This window comes from Nocardia amamiensis, from assembly GCF_015477605.1.
In the GTDB taxonomy this organism is placed as follows: domain Bacteria; phylum Actinomycetota; class Actinomycetes; order Mycobacteriales; family Mycobacteriaceae; genus Nocardia; species Nocardia amamiensis_A.
On record NZ_JADLQX010000008.1, the window covers coordinates 228979 to 254116 of the forward strand.

Genomic DNA, 25138 nt, shown 5'->3' on the forward strand with positions numbered 1-25138 from the left:
GAGGCACACGCGAGCCACCTGGATCCCCCCGAACCCTGACCCGACCAGGAAGAAGGAAAACCGAATGAACAACCCGTTCGACGACGACGACGCCAAGTTCTACGTCCTGATCAACGCGGAGGGCGAACACTCCCTATGGCCGGTCTTCGCCGCCGTCCCCGGCGGTTGGACCATCGCCTACGGCGCCGCCAACCGCAAGGCCTGTCTGCAGTACGTCGAGAACCACTGGCTGGACATGCGTCCCAAGTCGCTCATCGACGCGATGTCCAACGAGGCGAACTGATTATCTGAATCCGCGGGGCGCGCTGGTTCACACACCTTGTCGACCGGCGCGCCCGCCTCGTCTCACGCCTTGGTGCGGGAGTCGATCACCGCGTGGGCTTGTTGCCGCCAGTCCGTGACGGCTCTCGTGCGCAGGCCGCCCAACGCCGCGTCGAACTGCTTGGCGCGCTGGGTGACAGTGAGCCCGACGTAAGTGCGCGCGTTGGTGATCGCGCCGGTCGCCACCGCACAGGCTTCGTCGACCTCTCCCGAGGCCAGCAGCGCCGTGGCGTGCTCGAAGCGGACCAAGGCGGGTTCCATGGTCTCCGACGGGTCGTACAGCGCCATCGCGCGGGCCGCGGCGTCGGCGGTCTCGTCGGCCCGGCCGAGCCGGGAATATCCGATCGCCTGATAAAAGGCGAGTTTCTCGGGGCGAAAAGAGAAAATACCGACCGAGAGGTCTTCCGGGCCGACGTCGTCCAATGCCGCTGCCGATCGGGTGATACAGCGCGCGAATTCATCGGCGTGGCCGAGACTGGCATGAGCGCGCGCCGCCATTCCCCACAACCATGCGACCGCCGCGCCGTACGACGGATTTTCTTGCAAACGACCGTCGAGTAACTGCAAAACTTCCTTTGGTTTATCGCTATAGGTCGGCAAATACGCGAGGCCGGCCAAGGCGATGTCTTCCGAATAGCGATCACCGATGTCCTGTGCGGCGTGGATCGCGGTCGCATACCACATGCGAGCCTGGCCGAAATGCCCTTCGTTGAAGAGGATCTCGCCGACCACGTTCGCCAGCCTGCCCGCGGTGCGCACCAGCCGGACCTGCTGATGGGTGGGTTGCCGTGCGCCGAGACAGCCGCGGACCATGCGGAATTGCTCCAGGCTGGTATGCAGCAGCTCGTGCGGCGGCACCTGCACCACCCGCGTGCCGAGTACCTCGGCGGACTGCTCCAGGAACACCAGTCGCCGCTCGCTGATCGACCCCGCGTCGAGGGTCGCGAGCATCCGCTCCGGTTCGCTTGCCACCAGGTCCGCCGCCTGGCCTGCCAGGCCTGCACCGATGCAGGCCAGCAGTTCTCGCCTTCTCACGTCGTCTTCCTCGACTTCCTTGTCGAGCCCGATTTCCCTACCGAGCTTGCTCTGCCTTTCGGGCGCCGGATCGGCGCTTTCGCGGTCGGAGGCCGACTTCCCCATGGCTGTGATCGCGCGCTCGAATCGCGCGACGGCGAGTGCATCGGCTTCTGACACGACCCTGTCGAGAAGACGCTGGCTAGCAGCGTGCATCCGGGTTGTCCGGCCGTTCTCCCACAGGACCACGGTGCGCGGGGTGACGCCCACCAGACGCGCGAATTCGTAACGGCTTCGCTTCATCGCCGTGCGAAGCGCATGTACTGCTTCGCCCGTCCAGTCGACCTCCACCATAGGTCTCGCTTCCTTGCTCCAGGACGATACAAACGGAAAGTACTCGCAATTACCGCATTAGGGACTGTTATCTACCGAATCGCAACGCGCACTGTTGAATCTGCACCCGGCATCGGGGGTCACGCCCAAACCCTGTCGAGGGCGCCCGTTGCCCGGAACCCGGCGCACGGTCCCGACACGGCCCGATCCATCCGTGTCGAGCGCGGTTCCGGCGGCGCCTTCTCGGTGCCGGGTGCACGCACTTGTGGAGGTGAACGATGGACGTGTTGCACTCGGATGTCCGGGAATTGTGGCTGGTACAAAGCCGCGACTGCGCGCAGGAACCGCTCGGGCTGAGCTACGACCGCGCGCGGTTCATCCGCGCCGTGCACGGCGGGCACGGCGCGAGCTGCCGCCAGTACCTAGCCGCCTCCGCATTCTGTCTCCGGCAGGCCGCTGACCAGTGATCGGCCGTGGAACCGCTGCTGGCCATGCTCAGCGCATGCCTGCTGTTGGTGGCCGCGATCATCGCCGTCGGCTCCTGTCTGCCGCACAGCGGCGCCTCGGACGCCCACCGGCCACCCGACAAGCCGTTCACCATCGAACAAGCGCACCAAGTGATGCAGTGCCATCTGCCCTGCCGCGCGGACGCCTGCCCACGTAAACAAGCGGCGTTCCGCACCCTGGTCGCATCCGGGCGCGTGGTGCCCGACAACCGGGCCGACGGGTACTCGCGCTGACCTTTGCGCGGAGGTGGTCGAAGGCGATCCGGCCGAACTCATTCGCGGATCCGTGCTCGGACTGCTCGGGGTTGTTGTGAGGGAATCCCGATCACGCCGCAGTCCTCGTATCTCCACGCGGGGTGGAGATACGAGGACTGTCGCGATGGTGCGTCGAGCCGGTAGGCGGTAGCAGGCCGCCCGAGCGCCGCCATCGCCGCGCCCCTGTGCCGCCACTGCGACCGTATTTCCAGCGCCGACCGCGTCGCCGCAATCATCATGACCCGCAACGGATCCGAGACCTCCGAGGCGGCAATCGATGACCAGTCCTCGTCCTACCGAGCCAGACGTCCACCTGAGCGTCTTCCTCCACGGCCTACGGTTCGACTACATCGCCTGCATCAGTGCCGCCGCCACCTTCATCCAGGAATGGCGTGAGAAATACTTCGACGGCGCCGTCACAGTGGTTCCGGACCAGCCGGCCGGCCTGCGCCGGCTGCCGAACGAAAGGCTGTACCTGGACCGATGATTCACTCGGGTCCGGCCGGGGGCGCGGGGCTCCGGCCACGCGCGACGTGGGCGGTCTGCTGAACGGCGCGGTGAGCGGTCATCCAGCGACGGTCCGGCCGAACAGGATGACCTGCATGAGGCGGACCACCCGCAGCCGTGCGCATGCCGGATCGTGCGAGCCGAAGCGCTCGCCCAGGTCGACGACCAGCGCCAGTGCGGCGTGCACCAGTAGGCGCGACTCGGCGGCGGACAGCTCCGGACGCGCCGCGCCGAGCAGTTTGGCCCACTCTTCGACATTGAGCCGCTGGATATTGCGCAGCACGGTGCGCTCCTCCGGCGGCACGTTGCTGATCTCGGCGTAGTAGACGAAGGTCAGCTCCCGCTCGGCGAACGAACCGGCCACGTACAGTTCGACCAGCGTGCTCAGCGCTTGCTCAGGCGTTTCGGCGGCCGCGACGGCGGGTCCGATGGCGGCCGACACCCGATCGGCCGCCCGGCGGAACGCGGCGGCCAGAATATCGCCCTTGCCGCGGTAGAAGCGGTACACCGCGGAGGAGGTGGGCAGTCCCGCGGCGGTCGCGATGTCCTCCACGCTGACGTTCGGATAGCCGCGCTGATGGAACAGCTCCACCGCGCGCACGAGCAGCAGCTCGTGGGTGAATATCAACGGAATCTCGTTAACCGTAGGACTTTCCGTTTCGCCGCCGCCGGGCGGCAGGGTGCAACCGGCGATCGTCCGGCAGGCCTCGGTCAGCCGCGCGGTCAAGGCGCGGACCGGAATCGCGACGTGGTGATCGCCGATGCTGCTGAGCACGCTCAGCAAGGCCGCCGCGAGCACGGCGCGGTCGGCTTTGCTCAGCACGGGCCTGGTTTCGGCCAGCAACGACATGAGCGCCGCGTTCATGCTCGCGAGCTGTTCGGAGAGGATGGCCGCGTCGGCGTCGGCCAGATAGCGGCGCTGCCAGCGCAGTAGCGCCGCGCTGCGCCGATTGGCGATGGCGGCCGCGATCAGGGCGTCGAGTACCCGCTCGAGCCTGCGCTCGGCGGGTAGTCCGTCCGCGGTGTCCGGCAGCTCGGCCGCCGCTCGGCTGACCGCGCCCAGCCGCAGCACTTCCTCGCGGAACAGCGCGTACTTGCTCGGGTAGTGGCGATAGAGCGCGGCGGAGCTGATATCGAGCCGGGAGGCGATGTCCTCCATGCTGACGCCGTGATAGCCCAGCGCGCCGAACGCCTCCGCCGATGCCGCCGCGATCTGGGCGCGGCGATCGCGCGGTCGTCGCCGGATCTCCCGTGCCGGTTTCTCGCCCGCCGCCCTGTCCGCAGCGCGGCGTTCCTCGGCACCCATGTCGCGATGGTAGCCCAACCGGTCACTTGGTTCAGTGATGTTTCCACATCTGGGGAAGGAATGAACTGCAGGTCACAACTATGTCATAAAGCTGCTGACCACGTCCGTCCATGCATGAGAACCGTAGCGAACCGTTATTAACATAAGCACCGGGCTGAGCTGTCTCGGCAGCGGGAGGTTCTCCGCACGGTCGGCTCGAGCGTCCACCGACGGGACGGTGCCTGCGGCGATCGCTACCGAGCGGGGCGACCGAAGAGCACCAGCTGCATCAGCAGGCGCACCCGATCCTGCGCGGCCAGTGGCTCATTGCCGAAGGCGCGACCGAGATCGACGACCAATGCGAAGGCCGCGTGGACGAGGATGCGCGCCTCGGCGGGGGTGAGTTCGGTGCGCACCTCGCGCAGCAGCCGGGCCCACTCCTCGACGCTGAGCCGCTGGATGTTGCGCAGCACGGTGCGTTCCTCGGCCGGAACATGCTGGAACTCGGTGTAATACACGAATGTGAGCGCGCGTTCGGCGAACGAACCCGCGACGTACTGAGTGATCAACGCGGTGAGCGCGTCCTCGGAATCGCCTGCCGCCGCGACGGCGGGGCCGATGGCGCCGGAAACCCGTTCGGCGGCGCGGCGGAAGGCGGCGGCCAGGATGTCGCTCTTGCCGCGATAGAAGCGGTACACCGCCGACGCGGCCGAAAGTCCTGCGGCGGTGGCGATGTCCTCCACGCTGACGTTCGGGTACCCGCGCTCGTGGAACAGCTCGACCGCTTTGCGCAGCAGCAGTTCGTGTTTGAACGAGTCCGGGATCTCCACCACCGCCACCGGTTCGACCGGGCGTTCCGCGGGCAGGTCCGCGTCCGCGATCGCAAAGCACGCCGAACTCAGCAGGCGGGCAAGGGATTTCGCGGGAAGGGCGGCGTGATGGTCGGCGATGCTGGTGATTGTGCTGAGTAATGCGGTACGCAGTACGCGCAGCTCGTCGTCGGTCCGCTTCGGGCGCAGCGCGGCCAGCTGGCTGCCCAGGGCGCCGAGGACCGTGGCCTGCTGCTCATTGAGCGTGGTCTGGTCTTCGGGTTCGAGGTATCTGCCCTCCCAGCGCACCAGCGTGACGGTGGGGCGGTTCTCGATCGTGACGGCGATGAGCGCGTCGAGGACGTGCCGCAGCCGCTGCTCGGCGGGCCAGTCCAGCGCCTCCTCGGGCAGCTCCACCGATTCGGTCATCGCCCGGCCCACCCGCAGCAGTTCCTCCCGGAACAGCGCGTATTTGCTCGGATAGTGCCGATACAGGGCCGCCGAGCTGATCCCGAGCCCGGAGGCGATGTCGTCCATGCTCACACCGTGGTAGCCGAGCGCGCCGAACGCGGCGGCGGACGCCGCCGCGATCTGGGCCCGCCGGTTCTTCGGTCTGCGCCGGATCTCCCGAGGTGCCGAGTCGCCGCTGCTCGCCTTCCGCGCCGTACGGCGATTGTCGACACTCATGACGAACATGGTAACGACCTGCTGCTATGCGCAGGCTCGCCATGTCATGGGATACGGCCTACGGCTCCCTCGCTCAACGGCGAGCCTCGCCCATGATTTCCGTGTCGGCGATATCGGGGCCAACCCCGAACCCGTACGGATCGGTCAGGACCTGCTCCATCCGGCGCTGACGTTCGGAGGCCGTTTGCAGGGCCGCGTTCACCGTTCTTTTCGTGGTGGTCGTCTCCAACTTCTCGCCGGCCAAGGCTCGACTGTTCGTGTCGAACGTTGCCACCCCTAGCGTCTGCCACGCATCCAGTAGCCGCTTGTCGCCTGACGCCGCGACGAGGTCCGGGTCGTCGAGTTGTTCCGCGGATGAGCAATGGATGGCGTCATATCCCCGCAGTGCGCAACGATCGGCCAGCTCGGCCGCCCGCAGCACCAATTCCTCGTCGATCTCGATGACCTCGATCTGCGGCCAGAGCTGGTCCAAGAGGTGCCTGCAGGTCGAATAGGCAACGTCATCGAGCCGCCTCATTCGGTGAGCCTGCGAAAGTGCCGCTGTGGTCTCCACATAGAGGAGCCGGTTCGAAACCACCGCGTCGGCATCATCCCAGAAGCGGCGGCAGGCTCCACTGCTCGGCTCGTCGACCAGCAGCGGAACGAAGGCCGAGGTATCGAGATATCCGATCACTGGCGCTGCTCATCGATCAGGTCACTGACGACGCCTTTACCGTGGACCGGTTCAGGGGCTGGCTGCTTCCTCTTGCGCGCAGGTTGAACGCGTCCTTCGCTACGCAGCTGTTCCAGCCGTGTCAGGCGACCGACCGGAACGATGCGGGCGATGGGCTGCCCATGATCGGTGACCGTCACCGTGTGTCCTGATCGAACCTCGGCTAGGTGCCGACTGAGGCTATCTCGCAGCTCTCGGATTCCGACGTCCATGGCAGGAGGCTCCTTTTGTGGCCATATATCAGTACGAGATTATAGCCACAATCCTCTCACTCTGTAGTGCGTCGCCGCTGGATCGCGTACCAATCCAGTAAACCGGGGTCGTCCACCGCGCTGCGTTCCACGACACGGGCCGGGTCGGCGCCTTGGAACAACTTCTTGATCGGCACCTCCAGCTTCTTTCCGGTGCGGGTGTGCGGGATGCCGGGGGCGAGGATGATCTCGTCCGGGACGTGGCGGGGGGAGACCTCGGTGCGGATGGTGTTGTCGATGCGGGCTTTCAGTTCGTCGGTGAGTTCGGCGCCGGGCGCCAGGACCACGAACAGGGGCATCCAGTATCCGCCGTCGGGCTGTTCGGCGCCGATCACCAGGGCCTCGGCGATCTCCGGCAGCCGTTCGACGGACTGGTAGATGTCCGCGCTGCCCATCCGGATGCCGTGCCGGTTGAGCGTGGAGTCGGAGCGTCCGTGCACGATCACGCTGTGGTGGTCGGTGATGGTGATCCAGTCGCCGTGTCGCCAGATTCCCGGGAACATGTCGAAATACGCGTCGTGATAACGCTTTCCGTCTTCGTCGCGCCAGAAGTGGACCGGCATCGATGGCATCGGCTCGGTGACGACGAGCTCGCCGACCTCGCCGCGCACCGGCTGCCCCGCCGGGTCGTACGCGTCCAGTGCGACGCCGAGGTAAGGCGCCGAAAGTTCGCCCGGCCACACCGGAACGGTGCGCACGCCGCCGATGAACGCGGACACCACGTCGGTGCCGCCGCTGATCGAGGAGATCTGCACGCGGTCGCCGACATTCTCACCCAGCCACAGCGCCGAGGAGGTGGGCAGGGCGGAGCCGGTGATGCCGACCGTGCGCAGCGCCGAGAGGTCGTGGTCGGTGCGCGGCACGGAGCCCGCTTTGATGCAGGCCAGCACATATCCCGGACTGGTGCCGAGTACGGTGGCGCCGACTTCGGCGGCGATGCGCCACAGCGCGTCGGGGGTGGGATGGGTGGGGCTGCCGTCATAGCAGACGATCGTCGCCCCGGCCAGCAGGCCTGCGATCTGGAAGTTCCACATCATCCAGCTCGGGCTGGTGTACCAGAAGAACGTGTCGTCGGAGCCGATATCCGATTGCAGGGCAACCGCTTTGAGGTGTTCCAGCAGCACGCCGCCGTGGCCGTGCACGATGCCCTTGGGCAGTCCGGTTGTGCCGGAGGAGAACACGATCCAGAGCGGATGGTCGAAATCGACCGATTCTGTGGTGATCACCGCGGGCGCCGCGGCTGTGGTGGTGATCGCTTCGCTCCACGGCATCGTGTCCGGCACGCGGAGTCCCAGCCGGGGGATCGCGATCGTGCGCTTCAGGGAATCCAGCCCCGCACGCAGCTCGGCGATGTCGGCGCGCTTGTCGTGCGTCTTGCCGCCGAAACGGTAGCCGTCGGCGGTGACCAGCACGGTGGGTTCCAATTGACCGAGCCGGTCCAGCGCCGCCTTCGGCGAGTAGTCCTGACCGCAGGCGCTCCAGATCGCGCCGATACTCGCAGTGGCCAGGAACGCGACCACCGCCTCCGGGATGTTCGGCAGATATCCCACCACCCGGTCGCCGGGCCGCACGCCGAGGGAGCGCAGGGTACGGGCGAAAGTGGCGGTGTGGTCGATCAATTCGGCCCAGGAGACCTCGCGAATCGGGCCGTCCTCGCTGACCGCCTTGATCGCAGGCCGGTCGGTGCGCAGCTGGCGGATCACCTGGTCCACGTAGTTGAGCCGGGTGCCGGGGAACCACCGCGCGCCCGGCATCTCGGCGTTCGCCAGCACCTCGCCGGCGACCTCGCCGAGCGCGAAGTAGTCCCACAGCGCGTGCCAGAAACCGGCGAGATCCGTGATCGACCACTGCCATAGTTGGTGGTAGTCCGCCGCGCGCACCCCCGTGCGCTCGGCGACGAATCGCGCGAAGTCGGTGATCCTGGCAGCAGCGATGTCTTGTTCGGTCGGCACCCATTGTGGCTGCATGGCGGTCCTCCTCGCTGTGGAAACTCGGTGATCAGACGCGCTCGGCGCGTCGCACGATCTGCTCGGCATGCCGGAGTACGGGGGCATCGACCATCCTGCCCTCGAAGGCGAACACACCGCGGTGCTTCGGCGCCTCCGCGAGCAGCCGCCGGGCCCAGGCGGTGTCGTCCTGCGACGGCGCGTAGGCCGCCCGCAGCACCGGAACCTGGCGCGGATGGATCGCGACCTTGGCGTCGAAGCCGACCGCGACCGCGTCCTCGGCTTCCGCGCGCAGACCGTCCAGATCGCGAATATCCAGATAAACCGAGTCCAAAGCGAACTTTCCGTACGCCTTGGCCGCCAGCAGCGCGGTGGACCGGACCTGCCGGGCCACGTCGCGGTAGCCGCCGTCGGCATGCCTGCTCGCGGTCCCGCCCAGCGCCGCCACCAGATCCTCGGCTCCCCACATGACGCCGATCGCGTTGCGCGCGGTCACCGCGGCGCCGACCGCGAGCGCGCCGAGCGGCGACTCGATCAGGGCGATCACCTCGTAGTCCGCCAGCGCCGTGACCTGGTCGGCTGATTCACATTTCGGCAGCATGATCCGGCGATAGGCGGTGACGGCCAGCGCCGCGAGATCGAGCGCGTGCTCCTCGGTGCCCGCCGCGTTGACGCGCACCACCGTGGTCTCGGGATCCAGCGGGGTGTCGGTCAGCGCGGTGCGCGCCGCCGCCTTGTCGTGTGCGGCGACGCCGTCCTCCAAGTCGAGGATCACCACATCGGCCGCCGCCGCGGCCTTGGCGTAGCGCTCGGGGCGATCGGCCGGGCAGAACAACCAGGCCGGGCCCGGCATCCGCCAGCTCATGCCGACTCCGGGGCCTTGCGGACCAGCGTCTTGCGGACCGCGGTGGCGACGATGTCGCCGTGCTGGTTGCGTGCCGTGTGCGCGAAGGTCACGATCCCCTCGCCGGGGCGGCTCTTCGACTCGCGCTTGCCGGTGACCACGGTTTCGGCGTACATGGTGTCGCCGTGGAACAGCGGCTTGGGGAAGGCGATCTCCGAGAAGCCGAGATTGGCCACGATGGTGCCCTGGGTCAGCTGCGCCACCGACAGCCCGACCAGGGTGGACAGCGTGAACATCGAGTTCACCAGCCGCTGGTTGAACGGAGGCAGCTGTTCGCTGAACGCCGCGTCCAGATGCAGCGCCTGGGTGTTCATGGTCAGCGTGGTGAACAGGACGTTGTCCGCCTCGGTGATGGTGCGGCCGGGCCGGTGCTCGTAGACCACTTCGGTGTCGAACTCCTCGAACCAGAGTCCGCGCTGCACCACCGCGCGCCGGGTCACAGCCCCAGCTCCCGTCCGATCAGCATCAGCTGCACCTCCGTCGTGCCTTCGCCGATTTCCAGGATCTTGCTGTCCCGATAATGCCTGGCGACCGGGTACTCGTTCATGAAGCCGTAGCCGCCGAAGATCTGTGTCGCGTCGCGGGCGTTGTCCATGGCGGCTTCGCTGGCCACCAGTTTCGCGATGGACGCCTGCTTCTTGAACGGCTTCCCCGCCAGCATCAGCGCCGCCGCGTCGTAGTAGGCCGTGCGGGCGGCATGGGCCCGCGCTTCCATCCTGGCGATCTTGAAGGCGATGGCCTGGTTGCGGCCGATCGCCTGCCCGAACGCCTCGCGCTCCTTGGCGTAGCGCACGCTCTCGTCCACGCAGCCCTGCGCGGCCCCGACGGACAGCGCCGCGATGGCGATCCGGCCCTCGTCGAGGATGCGCAGGAAGTTCGCGTAGCCGCGACCGCGCTCGCCGAGCAGGTTCTCCTCGGGCACCCGCACGTCGGTGAAGCTGAGCGGATGCGTGTCGGAGGCGTTCCAGCCGACCTTGTTGTACGCGGGCTCGGCGACGAAACCGGGGGTGTCGGTGGGCACCAGGATGGTGGAGATCTCCTTCTTGCCGCCGGTTTGTCCCGTTACGGCGGTCACCGTGACCAGCACGGTGATGTCGGTGCCGGAATTGGTGATGAATTGCTTGCTGCCGTTGATGATCCACTCGCCGCCGTCGGCGACCGCGGTGGTCCTGGTGCCGCCCGCGTCGCTGCCCGCGCCCGGTTCGGTGAGGCCGAACGCGGCGAGATGGCGGCCGCTGGTCAGCTGAGGCAGCCACTCCTGCTTCTGCTTGTCGTTGCCGAATCGGTAGATCGGCATCGCGCCGAGCGAGACGCCCGCCTCCAGCGTGATGGCCACGCTCTGGTCTACCTTGCCCAGTTCCTCGAGCGCGAGGCACAGCGCGAAGTAGTCGCCGCCCATGCCGCCGTATTCCTCGGGGAACGGCAGGCCGAACAGACCCATATCGGCCATTCCGGCGACCACCTCGTACGGGAAGGTGTGGTTCGCGTCGTGCTCGGCCGCCACCGGCGCGACCACCGACCGCGCGAAGTCACGCACGGTCAGCGCGAGATCGCGGTACTCCTCCGGCAGCGTGCCGGTGGACAGGAAGTCGGTCATGTCGGGATTCCTTCTCGTTCAGCGTGTTCCGGTTCGGCCCGCGCGGCGGCGATGCGCGCGAGCACCTGGTCGAGGCGCACTTGGGCGCCGGGCTCGACCAGCAGTTCGACGGTCCCGGCGACCGGCGCGGTGAGGGAGTGCTCCATCTTCATCGCCTCCACGATCACCACCGCGTCGCCCGCGGCGACGGCCGTGCCGGAAGCGACCGGCACCGCGATCACCGAACCCGGCATGGGACTGCGGATCTCGGCGTCGCCGACGTGTTCGTCGTCGCCGCGCACGTTGACCTCGGCGACTTCGCGCAGCGCCGCGATGCCGGAGGGCCCCGCTACCCACAGCAGGCCGTCCTGCTCGGCGACCCGATAGGTGCGCCGCAGGCCGTCCTTGGTCAAGGTGAGCACACCGGCGTAGGCGTTGCCGCGCCCGGTGAATGTCACTGTGAGCGAGGAGGTGTCGCCGTCACCGATGCGGGCCACGCCGTCGGCGGGTGTGCCGGAGAGATAGACGTGCTCGATCCGATCGCCGCCCGCGAGCCGGATCGGCGTCGGCGCGTCGGCCCCGATCCGCCATCCGGACGGGACCGCCCACGGATCGCTCGGCGTCGCCGGCCAGCGGCGCAGCCAGTGACAGACCGCGGCGGCGATGAACTCGTCATCGCCGACCGGGGCCGGATGGAAATCCACGACACGCCGGTCCAGCAGGTCGGTGTCCAAACGTCCCTCGGCGACATCCGGGTCGGCCAGCAGGAAGCGCAGGAACTCGATATTGCTGGTCACGCCGAGCAGCACGGTCTCGGCCAGCGCCCGGTCGAGTTTCGCCAGGGCGGCGGCGCGATCACCGGCGTGCGCGATGACCTTCGACAGCATCGGGTCATAGTCGCTGCCGACGCGCGTGCCGATCCGCAGCCCCGAATCCACCCGGACCCCATGGCCTTCCGGTTCGTCCAGATCGAGCACCGTGCCACCGGTGGGCAGGAACCCGCGCCCAGGGTCCTCGGCGTACACCCTGGCCTCGATGGCGTGCCCGACCATGCGGATGTCGTCCTGCGCCACCGCCAGCTTCTGCCCTGCCGCGACCCGGATCTGGCATTCCACCAGGTCGACGCCGGTGACCAGCTCGGTCACCGGATGCTCCACCTGCAGCCGGGTGTTCATCTCCATGAAGAAGAACTCGTCGGGCCGGTCGGCGGAGACGATGAACTCCACGGTGCCCGCGCCCACGTAGTCCACGCTGCGGGCGGTGTTGCAGGCGGCGGCGCCGATCCTGGCCCTGGTCGCCGCGTCCAGCAGCGGCGAGGGCGCCTCCTCGATCACCTTCTGGTGGCGGCGTTGCAGGCTGCATTCACGCTCGCCCAGGTGCAGCACGTTGCCGAACTGGTCGGCAAGGATCTGCACTTCGATGTGCCGGGGCCGGGTGACGAATCGCTCCAGGAACAGGGTGTCGTCCCCGAACGCGGCGGCGGCCTCCCGGCGCGCGCTACGCAGGGCCTCCGCGAGGCGTTCCGGATCGTCCACCCGGCGCATGCCTTTGCCTCCGCCGCCCGCGGACGGCTTGACCAGCACCGGATACCCGACCTCGGCAGCCGCGGCGATCAGCTCGTCGTCGGTGAGGCCGGGCGAAGCGATGCCGGGCACCACCGGGACGCCGAACGCGGCCACCGTGTTCTTCGCGGCGATCTTGTCGCCCATCACCTCGATCGCACGCGCGGGCGGGCCGAGGAAGACGATGCCCGCCGCGGCCAGCGCGGCGGCGAAAGCGGCGTTCTCCGAGAGGAATCCGTAACCGGGATGAACGGCCTGCGCGCCGGTGCGCACGGCGGCGGCCACCACGGCGTCGATGGACAGGTAGCTCTCGCGCGCCGGAGCCGGGCCGAGTCGTACCGCCGTGTCGGCCTCGTGGACGTGCCGGGCGTCCGCGTCGGCGTCGCTGTAGACGGCGACCGAGCGAATTCCCATGGCGCGCAAGGTGCGGATCACCCGCACGGCGATCTCGCCGCGGTTGGCGACGAGCACGGTGTCGAAGTCGACGGGAACGGATTTGTTCAGCATCGCCATCACATCCGGAATACGCCGTAGGAGACGGGTTCGAGCGGGGCCTGCGCGCACACCGAAAGGGCGAGGCCGAGCACGGTTCTGGTGTCGGCGGGGTCGATGACGCCGTCGTCCCACAGACGCGCGGTCGAGTAGTAGGGGTTGCCCTGGCTCTCGTACTGGTCCCGGATCGGGGCCTTGAAGGCTTCTTCGTCCTCCGCCGACCAGGGCTGCCCGCTGCTGTCGAGCTGGTCGCCGCGCACGGTCGCCAGCACGGACGCGGCCTGCTCGCCGCCCATCACGGAGATCCGCGCGTTCGGCCACATCCACAGGAAGCGCGGGGAATACGCACGTCCGCACATCGAATAGTTGCCCGCGCCGTAGGAGCCGCCGATCACGACGGTGAGCTTCGGTACCCGTGCGCAGGCCACCGCTGTGACCATCTTCGCGCCGTGCTTGGCGATGCCGCCTGCTTCGTAGTCGCGGCCGACCATGAAGCCGGTGATGTTCTGCAGGAACAGCAGCGGGATGCTGCGCTTGTCGCACAACTCGATGAAATGCGCGCCTTTCATGGCGGATTCGCTGAACAGCACGCCGTTGTTGGCGACTATGCCCACCGGATGGCCGTGGATGCGCGCGAACCCGGTGACCAGGGTCTTGCCGTATTCCGCCTTGAACTCGTGGAACCCGCTCTCGCCGCCGCCCGACCCATCGACCAAGCGGTGGATGACTTCCCGTACGTCACAGGGCGTGCGCAGATCGACCGGTACCACGTCGTAGAGGTCCGATTCCGGCGCGGCGGGCGCGATCGGCGGCCGAACCTCCCACGGGGTGGCGGCGCGTGGTCCGAGTGTGCCCACGATGCGGCGCACGATGCGCAGCGCGTCCTGGTCGTCCTCGGCCAGGTGGTCGGTGACACCCGAGGTGCGGGAGTGCAGTTCACCGCCGCCGAGCTCCTCGGCCGTCACCACCTCGCCGGTCGCGGCCTTCACCAGCGGCGGCCCGCCGAGGAAGATGGTGCCCTGGTTGCGCACGATCACGGCCTCGTCGCTCATCGCGGGCACGTACGCGCCACCGGCCGTGCAGGAGCCGAGTACCGCGGCGATCTGCGGAATTCCCTTGGCGCTCATGGTCGCCTGGTTGTAGAAGATGCGCCCGAAATGCTCCCGGTCCGGGAACACCTCGTCCTGCCGCGGCAGGTACGCGCCGCCGGAGTCGACCAGGTACAGGCACGGCAACTGGTTCTGCAACGCGATCTCCTGCGCGCGCAGATGCTTCTTCACCGTCATGGGGTAGTAGGTGCCGCCCTTGACGGTGGCGTCGTTGGCCACGATCACGCACTCGCGCCCGGACACCCGGCCGATCCCGGTGATGATCCCGGCGCCGGGAGACTCGTCGTCGTACATCCCGGTGGCGGCCAGCGGGGACAGCTCGAGAAACGGGCTGCCCGGATCGACCAGCTGGTCCACCCGCTGCCGCGGCAGCAGCTTGCCCCGCGCCACGTGGCGTTCGCGTGCCTTCGCGGGCCCGCCGAGCGCCGCGGCGGCCAGCCGGGCGCGCAGGTCGTCGACCAGCGCCGCGTGCGCGGCGCGGTTGCCGACCTCTTCGGTAACGGTCATCACGCTATCCTGTCGCCTGAGTTAGTCGCCGATAACTGGAATTCAGGTTAGTCTTGGTTAACCGAGATGTCCAGATCGGCGGAAAGGACCGCGTGTGACCAGTGTCGAATCCGTCGCGCTGACCCGTCGCGAGCAGCTGAAGGCGCAACGCAGGGCGCACCTGCTGGAGGCGGGCGCCCGGCTCATCGCCGACCGTGGCTTCCTCGGCATGCGCCTGGACGACCTGGGCGCCGCCGTCGGCATCAGCGGTCCCGCGGTCTACCGGCACTTCCCGAACAAGGAAGCGCTGCTGATCGAGTTGCTGGTCGGGGTGAGTCAGCGGCTGCTGGACGGCGGCAAGGCGGTGGTGGCGGCAACGAATTCGGCCGAGCAGGCGCTCGCCGGGCTGGTCGACCATCACTTGGACTTCGCGCTCGGCGAGCCGGAGCTGATCCGCATCCAGGATCGCGACCTGGACAACGTCCCCGCCCCGGCCCGCCGGGAGATCCGCCGCACCCAGCGTCAATACGTGGAGATCTGGGTGGCGGTGCTGCGCGAACTGCATCCGGAGCTACCCGAGGAGACGGCGCGAGTGCAGGCCCACGCCGCCTTCGGCCTGATCAACTCGACCCCGCACAGCGCGAGCACGGCGACCGGGGTCCGAGCCCGGCCGGTGCTGCGCCGGATGGCGCTGGCCGCCCTGGGTTGAGCGCCCCCTCATCGAGCGCTCCACCCACCATCCATCGTGTACGACGCGCCGGTGACCATGCCCGCGTTCGGTGCCGCGAGCCAGCCCACCAGCGCCCCCACTTCCTCCGGCTCGACGAGGCGTTTGATCGCGCTCTCGGTGAGCAGGATCTTCTCCACCACTTCCTGCTCCGGCACGCCGTGTGCCTTGGCCTGGTCGGCGATCTGCTTGTCCACCAGGGGTGTTCGCACATAGCCCGGGTTGACGCAGTTGCTCGTCACCCCGTGCGGGCCGCCCTCGAGCGCGGTGACCTTCGACAGGCCCTCTAACCCGTGCTTGGCCGTCACATAGGCGACTTTGTACTCGGAGGCGCGCAGGCCGTGCACCGAGGAGATATTGACGATCCGTCCCCAGCCTCGCCGATACATGTGCGGCAGAGCCGCGCGCACCAAGAGGAACGGCGCCTCCACCATCAGCGTGAGCAGATCGCGGAACCGCTGCGGGGCGAAGTCCTCGATCGGGCTGATGTGTTGTACTCCGGCGTTGTTCACCAGGATGTCGGCGTCCAGTTCCAGCGTTTCCAGCGACGCGACGTCGAGCAGGTCCACCGCCCACGACTTTCCGCCGAGCTCACGGGCCACGGCCTTCGCGCCGACGTCATCGATGTCGGCGACGGTGACCACCGCGCCGCGCGCCGCGAGCGCACGGGCGCATGCCGCGCCGATGCCACTCGCGCCGCCGGTGACCAGCGCGGTGCGCCCCGCCAGATCATTCATCGCACAGTCACTTCGGCGGTCCGCGCGCCGAGTTTCTCGGCGTCGGCGATGTCGATGCTTTCCAAGCTCAGTCCTTTCGTTTCCCGGGCTACGAGCACGGCGATCGCGCTGATCGCCGCCGCGCCCGCCAGGTACCAGGCGATCGGCACGGCAGAGTCATAGGTGTTGAGCAGCCGGACGGCGATGATCGGCGCCAGCGACCCGGCCGCGATCGACGTCACCTGATAGCCGAGGGACACACCGGAGTAGCGCATCCGGGTGGGGAACATCTCGGCCATGATCGCGGGCTGCCCGGCGTACATGAAGGCGTGGAAGACCAAGCCGATGACGATGGCGGACATGATGATCACGTTGTGGCCGCTGTCCATCATCGGGAAGGCGAAGAAGCCCCAGGTGCCCGCGGTGAGCGCGCCGACCAGGTAGACCGGACGCCGGCCGAAGCGGTCGGACAGCTTGCCCACCAGCGGGATCGTCCCGAAGTGCACCGCGTGCGCGGCGAGCAGCCACCACAGGATGACTGCGGTGTCGGCGTGCACCTGCACCTTGAGATAGGTGATGGTGAAGGTGACTACGAGGTAGTACATGACGTTCTCGCCGAAACGCAGACCCATCGCGGTGAATACGCCGCGCGGGTAGCGGCGCAGCACCTCGACGACGCTGAGCGAGGTCGCCTTGATCTGCTCGGCTTCCTGTTGCGCCGCGACGAAGATGGGCGCGTCGGTGATCTTCGTTCGGATGTAGTAGCCCACCAGTACCACCACGGCCGACAGCCAGAACGCCACCCGCCAGCCCCAGCTGAGGAACGCCGCGTCCGACAGCGTGGAGGTGAGCACCAGCAGCACCACCGTCGCCAGCAGGTTGCCCGCGGGCACGCCCGCCTGCGGCCAGCTCGCCCAGAAACCGCGGCTGCGGCTCGGACTGTGCTCGGCGACCAGCAGCACCGCGCCGCCCCATTCCCCACCGACGGCGAAACCCTGGATGAAGCGCAGGATCACCAGCAGGGCGGGCGCCCAGTAGCCGATCTGCCCGAAGGTGGGCAGGCAGCCCATCAGGAACGTCGCGGCGCCCACCAGCACCAGGCTGAACTGGAGCAGCTTCTTGCGGCCGTACTTGTCGCCGAAGTGCCCGAACACCACGCCGCCGAGCGGGCGGGCGGCGAAACCGACGGCATAGGTCACGAAGGCGGCCAAGATGGCGTCCAAGTCGCTGGTGCCCTTGGCGAAGAACACCTTGCTGAACACGAGCGTGGCGGCGGTGCCGTAGAGGAAGAACTCGTACCACTCCACCACCGTGCCCGCCATCGATGCGGCCACCACGCGCCGCAAACCGCTGGTTTCGCCCGGATCTTCGCCGTTCGGCTCTGCCGGGTTCGCCCCGGCGCTGTGGACCCTCATCGCACATCTCCTTCGTGCCCGGGGCCACACTTCGGGTCTCGATGTGACGGCCCCCACAATGCTTTGGCTGAACCGAGTATTCGTGCAGACGAATTGCGCCGCAATGACCATTAATGCAGCACGCATCTGCAACGATGCAGATATGAGCCCGGCTTTCGCGGGGTCACCCCGGCGTCCCAGCGCCGATGACCTGCTCGTTCTGCTCGCGGTCGGACGATCCGGCCGCTTCGTCACCGCGGCCGAAGAACTCGGCATCAACCACACCACGATCTCGCGCCGGATCGCGGCGCTGGAACAGACCCTCGGCGGCCGCGTGCTCACCCGGGTGACCGGCGGCTGGGAACTGACCGACCTCGGCAAGGAGGCCCTCGCCGCGGCCGAGGCGGTGGAGTCGGCGGTGAAATCGCTCGCCGCGGACGCGGGCGGCAACCGCGTGCTGGAGGGCGTGGTGCGAATCTCGGCGACCGACGGCTTCAGCGCCTACATCGCCGCGCCCGCCGCCGCCGAGGTGCGGCGACGGCACCCGAAGATCACCGTCGAGATCGTGGCGACCACCCGGCGGGCGTCGCAACAGCGATCCGGGCTGGACCTCGAGGTGGTGGTGGGTGAGCCGCAAGTGCACCGCGCCACCGCTGTCCACTTGGCCGACTACTGCCTCGGCCTCTACGGCTCACGCGAATACCTGCGCGAACACGGCACTCCCGCGACGATCGACGAGCTGCCCCGGCACCCGCTGGTGTACTTCATCGATTCCATGCTCCAAGTGGACGATTTGGACCTCGCCTCCAGCTTCGCTCCAGCCGTGCGCGAATCCGTCACCTCCACCAATGTCTTCGTGCACGTCGAGGCCACCCGGGCCGCCGCGGGCCTGGGACTGCTGCCCTGCTTCATGGCCGACCGCCACGCCGACCTGGTCCGCGTTCTCGCCGATTCGGTGACGGTCACGCTCGGGTACTGGCTGGTCGCCCGCGCCGAAACCCTCCGCCGCCCAGAAGTCGCGGCCTTCGTCGCCGCGATCCGAGCCGTGGTCGACGACCAGCGCGACACTCTCCTCGGCCGACCTCAGTGACTTTTCAGCCGAGCTTCATTCCGGTCTTGTAGGTGAGCTGAACGTCCTCGGCACGGATGCACGTGGCTGCTCCCCGCAGAACGTGGTAGCTTCATTTCATTGAATGATCGTTTAGTCAATGAGGTTGTGGTGGGTAGCCGACGAGAACAGGCCGAGTGGCGGCGCGAGCGTTTGCTCGACGCGGCGTTGGACGTGTTCGCCGACAAAGGGATCGACGGGGCTTCGGTCAAGGACATAGCGGCTGCCGCCGGGGTGGCGCCGGGCCTGCTGTATCACTATTTCGCCGGCAAAGAAGCGCTGGTGACCGCGCTGCTGCGGGAGCGAGGGTTCGCGCGGCAGTTGCGCGAATTGCTGGAGCAAGCGCGGGGGCGGTCGGCGAGCGAGGTCCTGCCTCGGGTGATGCGCGAGTTCGACGGCCTGCTGGCCGACAACGCCAAGCTGCTCAGGCTCTTCTTCGCCGCAGGCCATTCGCACGAGAACGTTCGGGCTGTGTTGGCGGAGTTCGTGGCGGAAGGTCAGGCCGCGATGTCCGACTATCTGCGTTCACGCGTGGCAGCGGGAGAGTTGCGCGATCACGATGCGCACACCACCGCGACCGCCCTGTTCGCGACGCTCGCCGTCGGGCGCAGCGCCGGAAGCCCGGTCGATGTCGACGAGCTGGTCGGTCTCGTGCTCCACGGCCTCATTCGACCTGATGGCGGAACGCCACCCGAAGGAGAGATAGCCGGTGCATGACATGAAGGTGCAATGCTGCGTGGTAGGCGGCGGCCCCGCCGGGATGATGCTGGGTACCCTGCTGGCCCGGCAGGGCGTCCAGGTGACCGTGCTGGAGAAACATGCCGACTTCCTGCGCGATTTCCGCGGCGACACGATCCATCCGTCCACCCAGGAACTCATCCACGAGCTCGGCTGGCTGGACGAATTCCACCGGCTCCCGCACAGCACCATGGATCGGGTCACCGTCGCTGTCGGTGGTACGCCGGTGACCTTCGCGGATTTTCGGAAGCTGCCGGTCCGCAGCCCCTACATCGCGTTCATGCCGCAATGGGAGTTCCTGAACTTCCTTGCGACGAAGGCCGCGACATTCCCCGGCTTCCAGCTTCAGCAGTCCACCGACGCGACCGATCTGCTCATCGAGAACGACCGCGTCGTCGGCGTACGGGCGACCACCGACGCAGGGACGCTCGAGATCCGCGCCGACCTCGTCGTCGCGGCCGACGGCCGGCACTCGCGCATGCGCGACCAGGCCGGTTTGCGTGCCGAGGCGAGCTCGCCACCCATGGACGTCCTGTGGTTCCGGCTGTCGCGGCGAGAGGGGGACCAGGTGGAGTTCTTCCAGGGCGGCAAAGGGGCAATGGTCGCCATCGACCGCGGTGACTACTGGCAGGTGGCATACACCATTCCGACGAACTCCTATCAGGAGTTGCGGGCACTCGGCATCGGAGAGTTGCGCAGCAGGATTGGTGAACTAGCACCCGCGTTGCGGGACCGCGTCCACGAACTGGCCAGCTGGGACGACGTCCACCAGCTCACGGTACGGGTCGATCGGCTCGACAACTGGTATCGACCGGGCCTGCTCTGCATCGGCGATGCCGCACATGCCATGTCACCGGCAGGCGGTGTCGGCATAAACCTGGCCATCCAGGACGCCGTCGCGACAGCGAACCTCCTCGGCCCGAAACTGCTCACCCACAGCCTGACCGATGCCGATCCGCCACGCGTGCAAGCACGCCGCCAGCTGCCGGTCAAACTGACCCAGCTGTTCCAGCTGGCCATCCTGCGCGACCTCTACCCCAAACACCTCGACGACAACACAGCCACCCACCTGCCACCGATCTTCCGGGCTTTCCGGCGGCTACCCGCGCTCCGTCACGCGGTGGGCCGGTTCATCGGGCTCGGCGTGCGGCCGGAACATATCCGCAGCTGAACGCGATCGGCGCCGGCCTGATGGAAACCACCACGTGGCAGCGACGCGTACTGGCCGCAGGTCGGCCAGCTTGTCTGGTGAGTTGACCTGTCCGTCCAGAAGGCTCGGGGCGCCATCGCTGCTGTGATGGCCGAGGTGGTGTCTCCGGAACCTGGCCGGCAGCGAACACGAGGCAATGGCCTTGCCCAAAGGATGGAGGCGACTGCCGGTTCTTGGATGGCATAGGACGGAAGTGGGCCATGTTGGAGGGTCTCCGGCGCTCACCGCTACCGGGTCACCTCGCCATGCCGATGATCTGCCGGAGGTTTTGCCGATGATCTGCCGAAATTTGTGGTGACGATCTGCCGAAGGCTATGCCGATGATCTGCCGAGGGCTGCGCCGATGGCTTGCCGAAGATGATTCCGAGCGCTGGATCGCTCGGAATCCCGCGAAGACACGGTCAGCGGTATGCGGTCTGATCACCGTGAACTTCGGGCATATTCGGCCGGGTGATGCGGCATCGCAGCCAGAGTGGCGATGGAGTCCCTGCCAATGCGTCTGCGTGCTCGCTGCGACGAGTGAATGTCGGTTGAGGAACGCACCCTTCGATGACGCTGATCGGCAGGGCCGGCGATTAGGGTTGGCGTATGGCTTCGCTTTCGGATCCTGAAGTTCGTGAGTTCCTTTCGCACGGCACCCGGACGGGGAAGGTGGCGTTCGTGGCGGCGGACGGCAGGCCGATGGTTACGCCGGTCTGGTTCGTCCTCGAGGGTGATGAATTGGTCTTCAACACCGGCAAGTCGAGCGTCAAGGGCAAGGCGTTGGCGCGGGACGGGCGGGTCGCGGTGTGCGTCGATCTGGAGGGGCCGCCGTACGCGTCGGTCCAGGTGCAGGGCATTGTGACGCTTTCGGAGGATCCGGACGAACTGCTTCGCACGGCCACCGAGATCGGTGGGCGCTACATGGGCGCGGACCGGGCCGAGGAGTTCGGCATGCGCAACGGCGTACCCGGCGAGCTGGTGGTCCGGGTGCGGCCCACCAAGGTGATCGCCCACTTCGATGTGACAGGCTGACCCCTGCCCACTGCGCCGATGCAGTTGCCACATCGCACATCTGGTGCGGCTCGCGGCGGCCCGGCTGTCAGCTGACGGTCCAGGCACGGCCGGTGGAGATGGTCACGCAGGACGTCGGGCCGAGGTTCCGCCCGCAAAGCTCTCCCTATTGCCCGCTACATCTGTTCGGGCAAGGGCACCCCCATCCGAAGCGGTACCAGCGGCATCGACGCCAGTTCGCGTAGCCGGTCGCGATCGATGTTCGGCTCTGGGTTCGGTCGCCGGGGTGGCCGGTCCAGCGGTCAATACACTCGGCGCATGACCGTGCATTTCATCGGGGCCGGGCCGGGTGCGGCAGATCTGTTGACGGTGCGTGCGGTCGAACTCTTGCGCGCGTCGCCGGTGTGCTTGTACGCGGGTACCTATCTGGATCCGCAGGTGCTGGCGTATTGCGCACCGGACACCGAGTTGATCGACACCCAGCATCTGGATCTCGACCAGATCACCGATCATCTGGTGCGGGCCGACCGCGCGGGTAGGGACGTGGCTCGGCTGTGCTCGGGGGACCCGTCGCTGTATTCCGCGCTCACCGAGCAGACCCGCAGGCTGGATGCGCATGGTGTGCCGTGGGATGTCACGCCGGGCGTGCCCGCTTACGCCGCGGCCGCCGCGTTGCTCGGCGCCGAGTTGACGGTGCCGGAGCTGGTGCAATCGGTCGTGCTGACCCGCACGCACGCCCGCTCGACCGCGATGCCCGAGGCGGAGGCGCTGGCGAACTTCGCCGCCACCGGTGCCACGCTCGTGCTGCACTTGGCCATCACCCGCATCCGCACGCTGGCATCCGAACTGGTCGCCGACTACGGCCCGGACTGCCCGGTCGCCGTCGTCTACCGCGCCAGTCAACCCGAGCAGTTCGTTCTGCGCGGAACTCTGAACGACATCGCCGACCAGGTCGAGGCCGCTGGTCTACGACAGGCCGCGGTGATCTTGGTAGGCCGAGCGCTGACGCCCTCGGTCGCCTGCGCGGAATCCCACCTCTACGACCCGGCGCGAGTGCGCGGAACCACCGGTCCCGATCACCGATAACTCCGGCGGATACCGCGGCCGACCACAACGACTCGGCAGGCTGCGAACCAATGTGGGTGCGCTCACGCCCGCCGAGGCGAGATCACGCCGTTTACCTGAGCTGCCGCCGGATCGGGCGCGGCGATGACTCGTCACGGGCATGAGGTGAACCCGCACAGCATCGCTGCCCGCGACCGGCCACGACTCGACTGGGCCGCGGCGGCCCGGCCCTCTTCTTACGATCCGGGTGCGGCGTATCGGCGGGCTGGGATTCGCGACCAGTACGCGGAATGCGGTTTCCCGCGGTCCCACGTGTGTGCACGCGGCGGGCGTGCGGGTGCGGTGCGGCTCGGGCGTTCCGCTGGGCACAGTGATCTTGGTCGCGCGGCACGAGTGCGCCGGGATGGTGCATCGGTGCGGTGTGTGAGAACGGCAACAGTCCCCTTGCGAACCCCTCACAATAGCGCTGCCTGTGGTGATGTTGTCCGGCTATGGAGGTTGGTTGGTCGGGCGCCGGAGGCGACGGTAGATTGTTCCGGTGATTCGCAACGGCAGTCCCGGCGGAGCCGGTCGGTGGGCTTTGGGCACGGTCGCGCCCATGTAACAACGCCGGCCTGCTGGACAGATAGTTCAAATGAACATTTTTGCCTGATTGATATGAGAACTGAACCGGAGACTCGGGCGCCACGCTGGGACAGGTGAGCGCCTACTCCGGGTGTGGTCGGGGAGCGCTTGCGTGGTGTTCCGGAAGCGAGGTTACGGTTGGACCGGCTGGATTTCGGCGGAAACGGCGAAACTGGTAGCGAACGGGCACACGCGGGCTCTGGGGTAGCACCCGGAGGGTCCGGCGTCTTTCCGTTGTCGCCCGCCCAGCTGGGCATCTGGTACGCGCAGCATGTCGATCCGCAGGTGCCGATCACCATCGCGCAGTACGTCGACCTGCACGGTGAGCTGGATGTCGAGGTGCTCGAGCAGGCCAGCATCGACGCCTCGCACGAGCTGGGGTCCGGCTTCCTCCGGATCATCGAGCGCGACGGCGAGCCGCTGCAGTTCGTCGACCACTCGATCGCCGACTACGACAAGGTCGTCTACGTCGATCTGCGTGACGAGGCCGATCCGGCCGCCGCTGCGATGGCGTGGATGCGCGCCGAGTACAGCCGCCCGCTGGACCTGACCAATGACCGGCTGATCATGATCGCGGCGCTGCAACTGGCCGACGACCACTGGTACTGGTATTCCCGCGCCCACCACATCGCGCTCGACGGCTTCGGCGCGATGACCAACCTCAATCGGATCGCCGAGCTCTACACCGCCTACGTCGACGGCGTCGAGGCCGCCAAGTCCAAGGCGACCGATCTGTACACCCTGTATGAGCAGGAGATCGCCTACCGGGAGAGCACCCGGTTCACCTCCGACAAGGAGTACTGGGCCGAGCGGGTGGCGGGGCTGGAGGAAGGCACCAGCCTGACCGGCCGTTCCGCGCCGCCCGCCGCGATCAACGGCATCGTGAGCGCCGCGTTGTCCGACGAGCAGAACGGCCTGTTGGACGCGGCCGTCGCGCGGCACGATTCGTCGCCCGCCGGATTGCTGCTGGCCGGTTTCGCGGCGTACCTGGCGCAGTGGAACGGCGTCGAGGACGTCATCCTCAGCCTGCCGGTGACCGCGCGTACCACCGCCGCGATGCGCCGCTCCGGCGGTGTGTCGTCGAACATCGTGCCGCTGCGGCTGCACGTGGGTCACGACACCACGGTGTCGGAGCTGCTGAAGCAGGTGCAGGTCGAAGTGTCCGGCGCGCTGCGTCACCAGCGCTACCGCCACGAGGACATCCGCCGCGACGCGGCTGGTGACGGTGTGGTGACCACGGAGTTCTTCGGGCCGTGGGTCAACATCATGCTGTTCCACGACGAGATCGTGTTCGGCTCGATGGTGGGTAATCTGCACGTGCTGTCCACCGGCAGCATCGAGGATCTGGGCGTCAACTTCTACCAGTCGGTGGCGGGCACCCGCTCGCACATCGACTTCGAGACCAACCCGAACCTGTACAGCGAGAACGAGGCGCGCAGCCACCACGGCCGCTTCCTCGAGTTCTTCGATCGCTTCCTCGCCGCGAGCATCGACGCGACGGTGTGGGACCTGGAGGTCACCACCGCCGACGAACGCGAGCGGACGCTGCTGGAGTGGAACGATTCGGAGCAGGACGTTCCGGAGACCACGCTCGCGGCGCTGCTGGACGCGCAGATGCCGCTGACCCCGGACAACATCGCGCTCGACTTCGAGGGTGCCACGCTCACCTACGCGGAGTTCGACGCGCGGGTCAACCGGCTGGCCCGCTTCCTGATCGCCGACGGCGTCGGGCCGGAATCGCTTGTCGCGCTGGGCATGCGCCGCTCGCTCGAGCTGGTGATCGGCATGCACGCGGTGGTGAAGGCCGG

General features: G+C 67.8%; 24 protein-coding genes. 11 read left to right on the forward strand and 13 right to left on the reverse strand.

Annotated elements, in window-relative coordinates; translation table 11 throughout:
* Positions 1-64: 64 nt before the first annotated feature.
* Positions 65-283, forward strand: a complete 219-nt coding sequence (locus IU459_RS13765; RefSeq protein ID WP_195129896.1) for an MbtH family protein — start codon at positions 65-67, stop codon at positions 281-283.
* A gap of 62 nt (positions 284-345) precedes the next feature.
* On the opposite strand, the gene IU459_RS13770 is transcribed toward IU459_RS13765, so the two are convergent.
* Positions 346-1689, reverse strand: a complete 1344-nt coding sequence (locus tag IU459_RS13770; RefSeq protein ID WP_195129897.1) for a helix-turn-helix domain-containing protein — start codon at positions 1687-1689, stop codon at positions 346-348.
* Positions 1690-1946: 257 nt separating this feature from the next.
* Between IU459_RS13770 and IU459_RS13775 the strand changes: the two genes are divergently transcribed.
* From IU459_RS13775 to IU459_RS13785, 3 genes are all read left to right on the forward strand, one after another.
* Positions 1947-2135 carry a hypothetical protein gene (locus tag IU459_RS13775; RefSeq protein WP_195129898.1) on the forward strand — a complete coding sequence of 63 codons (189 nt, stop codon included), beginning with the start codon at positions 1947-1949 and terminating at the stop codon, positions 2133-2135.
* A 6-nt stretch (positions 2136-2141) separates the two neighbouring features.
* On the forward strand, positions 2142-2408 hold the full coding sequence (locus IU459_RS13780; RefSeq protein WP_324198859.1) for a hypothetical protein: 267 nt from the start codon (positions 2142-2144) through the stop codon (positions 2406-2408).
* Between the two features lie 298 nt (positions 2409-2706).
* A complete protein-coding gene (locus IU459_RS13785) occupies positions 2707-2916 on the forward strand; it encodes a hypothetical protein (RefSeq protein WP_195129899.1) in 210 nt (69 codons plus the stop codon).
* Positions 2917-2994: 78 nt separating this feature from the next.
* On the opposite strand, the gene IU459_RS13790 is transcribed toward IU459_RS13785, so the two are convergent.
* From IU459_RS13790 to IU459_RS13835, 10 genes are all read right to left on the reverse strand, one after another.
* Complete coding sequence (locus IU459_RS13790) at positions 2995-4242, reverse strand: TetR/AcrR family transcriptional regulator (RefSeq protein ID WP_195129900.1); 1248 nt, start codon at positions 4240-4242, stop codon at positions 2995-2997.
* Between the two features lie 233 nt (positions 4243-4475).
* The gene (locus tag IU459_RS13795) at positions 4476-5717 is read right to left on the reverse strand and encodes a TetR/AcrR family transcriptional regulator (RefSeq protein WP_195129901.1); all 1242 of its coding nucleotides are present in this window, start codon (positions 5715-5717) and stop codon (positions 4476-4478) included.
* 73 nt (positions 5718-5790) lie between these two features.
* A complete protein-coding gene (locus tag IU459_RS13800) occupies positions 5791-6390 on the reverse strand; it encodes a type II toxin-antitoxin system VapC family toxin (RefSeq protein ID WP_195129902.1) in 600 nt (199 codons plus the stop codon).
* On the reverse strand, positions 6387-6641 hold the full coding sequence (locus IU459_RS13805) for a type II toxin-antitoxin system Phd/YefM family antitoxin (protein WP_195129903.1): 255 nt from the start codon (positions 6639-6641) through the stop codon (positions 6387-6389). The genes IU459_RS13800 and IU459_RS13805 overlap by 4 nt, the downstream gene beginning before the upstream one ends.
* A 56-nt stretch (positions 6642-6697) precedes the next feature.
* Positions 6698-8647: an acetoacetate--CoA ligase gene (locus tag IU459_RS13810; protein WP_195129904.1), complete on the reverse strand. Its 1950-nt coding sequence runs from the start codon at positions 8645-8647 to the stop codon at positions 6698-6700.
* 31 nt (positions 8648-8678) lie between these two features.
* Positions 8679-9491 (reverse strand): HpcH/HpaI aldolase/citrate lyase family protein, encoded by an 813-nt coding sequence (locus tag IU459_RS13815; RefSeq protein ID WP_195129905.1) that lies wholly within the window; start codon positions 9489-9491, stop codon positions 8679-8681.
* Positions 9488-9970, reverse strand: coding sequence for a MaoC family dehydratase (locus IU459_RS13820; RefSeq protein WP_195129906.1), 483 nt, complete (start codon positions 9968-9970; stop codon positions 9488-9490). Before IU459_RS13820 ends, IU459_RS13815 begins: the two co-directional genes overlap by 4 nt.
* Entirely contained in the window at positions 9967-11127 is a 1161-nt protein-coding gene (locus tag IU459_RS13825) for an acyl-CoA dehydrogenase family protein (protein WP_195129907.1), read from the reverse strand. Before IU459_RS13825 ends, IU459_RS13820 begins: the two co-directional genes overlap by 4 nt.
* On the reverse strand, positions 11124-13175 hold the full coding sequence (locus IU459_RS13830; RefSeq protein ID WP_195129908.1) for an acetyl/propionyl/methylcrotonyl-CoA carboxylase subunit alpha: 2052 nt from the start codon (positions 13173-13175) through the stop codon (positions 11124-11126). The genes IU459_RS13825 and IU459_RS13830 overlap by 4 nt, the downstream gene beginning before the upstream one ends.
* Before the next feature lie 5 nt (positions 13176-13180).
* Entirely contained in the window at positions 13181-14776 is a 1596-nt protein-coding gene (locus IU459_RS13835) for a carboxyl transferase domain-containing protein (RefSeq protein ID WP_195129909.1), read from the reverse strand.
* 94 nt (positions 14777-14870) lie between these two features.
* Here IU459_RS13835 and IU459_RS13840 point away from each other — a divergent pair, with 94 nt between their 5' ends.
* A complete protein-coding gene (locus IU459_RS13840; protein ID WP_195129910.1) occupies positions 14871-15464 on the forward strand; it encodes an SACE_7040 family transcriptional regulator in 594 nt (197 codons plus the stop codon).
* Between the two features lie 8 nt (positions 15465-15472).
* On the opposite strand, the gene IU459_RS13845 is transcribed toward IU459_RS13840, so the two are convergent.
* Together IU459_RS13845 and IU459_RS13850 are read right to left on the reverse strand one after the other, a co-directional pair.
* Positions 15473-16219 (reverse strand): 3-hydroxybutyrate dehydrogenase, encoded by a 747-nt coding sequence (locus IU459_RS13845; RefSeq protein ID WP_195129911.1) that lies wholly within the window; start codon positions 16217-16219, stop codon positions 15473-15475.
* Positions 16216-17613: an MFS transporter gene (locus tag IU459_RS13850; protein ID WP_195129912.1), complete on the reverse strand. Its 1398-nt coding sequence runs from the start codon at positions 17611-17613 to the stop codon at positions 16216-16218. Before IU459_RS13850 ends, IU459_RS13845 begins: the two co-directional genes overlap by 4 nt.
* A gap of 142 nt (positions 17614-17755) precedes the next feature.
* On the opposite strand from IU459_RS13850, the gene IU459_RS13855 reads away from it, so the two are divergent.
* From IU459_RS13855 to IU459_RS13880, 6 genes are all read left to right on the forward strand, one after another.
* Positions 17756-18682 carry a LysR family transcriptional regulator gene (locus IU459_RS13855; protein ID WP_228837854.1) on the forward strand — a complete coding sequence of 309 codons (927 nt, stop codon included), beginning with the start codon at positions 17756-17758 and terminating at the stop codon, positions 18680-18682.
* 171 nt (positions 18683-18853) lie between these two features.
* Positions 18854-19417 (forward strand): TetR/AcrR family transcriptional regulator, encoded by a 564-nt coding sequence (locus IU459_RS13860; RefSeq protein ID WP_195129914.1) that lies wholly within the window; start codon positions 18854-18856, stop codon positions 19415-19417.
* A 1-nt stretch (position 19418) separates the two neighbouring features.
* Positions 19419-20609: an FAD-dependent oxidoreductase gene (locus IU459_RS13865; RefSeq protein WP_195129934.1), complete on the forward strand. Its 1191-nt coding sequence runs from the start codon at positions 19419-19421 to the stop codon at positions 20607-20609.
* Positions 20610-21236: 627 nt separating this feature from the next.
* Complete coding sequence (locus IU459_RS13870; RefSeq protein WP_195129915.1) at positions 21237-21662, forward strand: PPOX class F420-dependent oxidoreductase; 426 nt, start codon at positions 21237-21239, stop codon at positions 21660-21662.
* A 297-nt stretch (positions 21663-21959) separates the two neighbouring features.
* The gene (gene cobM / locus IU459_RS13875; protein WP_195129916.1) at positions 21960-22727 is read left to right on the forward strand and encodes a precorrin-4 C(11)-methyltransferase; all 768 of its coding nucleotides are present in this window, start codon (positions 21960-21962) and stop codon (positions 22725-22727) included.
* Positions 22728-23564: 837 nt separating this feature from the next.
* The coding region (locus tag IU459_RS13880; protein ID WP_195129917.1) for a condensation domain-containing protein at positions 23565-25138 on the forward strand (1574 nt) is incomplete at its 3' end.

Excerpts from the sequence above, each read along its gene's own strand:
- IU459_RS13765 (WP_195129896.1), top strand. The coding sequence starts at position 65 with ATGAACAACCCGTTCGACGACGACGACGCCAAGTTCTACGTCCTGATC.
- IU459_RS13770 (WP_195129897.1), bottom strand. The coding sequence starts at position 1,689 with ATGGTGGAGGTCGACTGGACGGGCGAAGCAGTACATGCGCTTCGCACG.
- IU459_RS13775 (WP_195129898.1), top strand. The coding sequence starts at position 1,947 with ATGGACGTGTTGCACTCGGATGTCCGGGAATTGTGGCTGGTACAAAGC.
- IU459_RS13785 (WP_195129899.1), top strand. The coding sequence starts at position 2,707 with ATGACCAGTCCTCGTCCTACCGAGCCAGACGTCCACCTGAGCGTCTTC.
- IU459_RS13790 (WP_195129900.1), bottom strand. The coding sequence starts at position 4,242 with ATGGGTGCCGAGGAACGCCGCGCTGCGGACAGGGCGGCGGGCGAGAAA.
- IU459_RS13795 (WP_195129901.1), bottom strand. The coding sequence starts at position 5,717 with ATGAGTGTCGACAATCGCCGTACGGCGCGGAAGGCGAGCAGCGGCGAC.
- IU459_RS13805 (WP_195129903.1), bottom strand. The coding sequence starts at position 6,641 with ATGGACGTCGGAATCCGAGAGCTGCGAGATAGCCTCAGTCGGCACCTA.
- IU459_RS13810 (WP_195129904.1), bottom strand. The coding sequence starts at position 8,647 with ATGCAGCCACAATGGGTGCCGACCGAACAAGACATCGCTGCTGCCAGG.
- IU459_RS13815 (WP_195129905.1), bottom strand. The coding sequence starts at position 9,491 with ATGAGCTGGCGGATGCCGGGCCCGGCCTGGTTGTTCTGCCCGGCCGAT.
- IU459_RS13825 (WP_195129907.1), bottom strand. The coding sequence starts at position 11,127 with ATGACCGACTTCCTGTCCACCGGCACGCTGCCGGAGGAGTACCGCGAT.
- IU459_RS13830 (WP_195129908.1), bottom strand. The coding sequence starts at position 13,175 with ATGCTGAACAAATCCGTTCCCGTCGACTTCGACACCGTGCTCGTCGCC.
- IU459_RS13835 (WP_195129909.1), bottom strand. The coding sequence starts at position 14,776 with ATGACCGTTACCGAAGAGGTCGGCAACCGCGCCGCGCACGCGGCGCTG.
- IU459_RS13845 (WP_195129911.1), bottom strand. The coding sequence starts at position 16,219 with ATGAATGATCTGGCGGGGCGCACCGCGCTGGTCACCGGCGGCGCGAGT.
- IU459_RS13850 (WP_195129912.1), bottom strand. The coding sequence starts at position 17,613 with ATGAGGGTCCACAGCGCCGGGGCGAACCCGGCAGAGCCGAACGGCGAA.
- IU459_RS13855 (WP_228837854.1), top strand. The coding sequence starts at position 17,756 with ATGAGCCCGGCTTTCGCGGGGTCACCCCGGCGTCCCAGCGCCGATGAC.
- IU459_RS13865 (WP_195129934.1), top strand. The coding sequence starts at position 19,419 with ATGAAGGTGCAATGCTGCGTGGTAGGCGGCGGCCCCGCCGGGATGATG.
- IU459_RS13870 (WP_195129915.1), top strand. The coding sequence starts at position 21,237 with ATGGCTTCGCTTTCGGATCCTGAAGTTCGTGAGTTCCTTTCGCACGGC.
- cobM (WP_195129916.1), top strand. The coding sequence starts at position 21,960 with ATGACCGTGCATTTCATCGGGGCCGGGCCGGGTGCGGCAGATCTGTTG.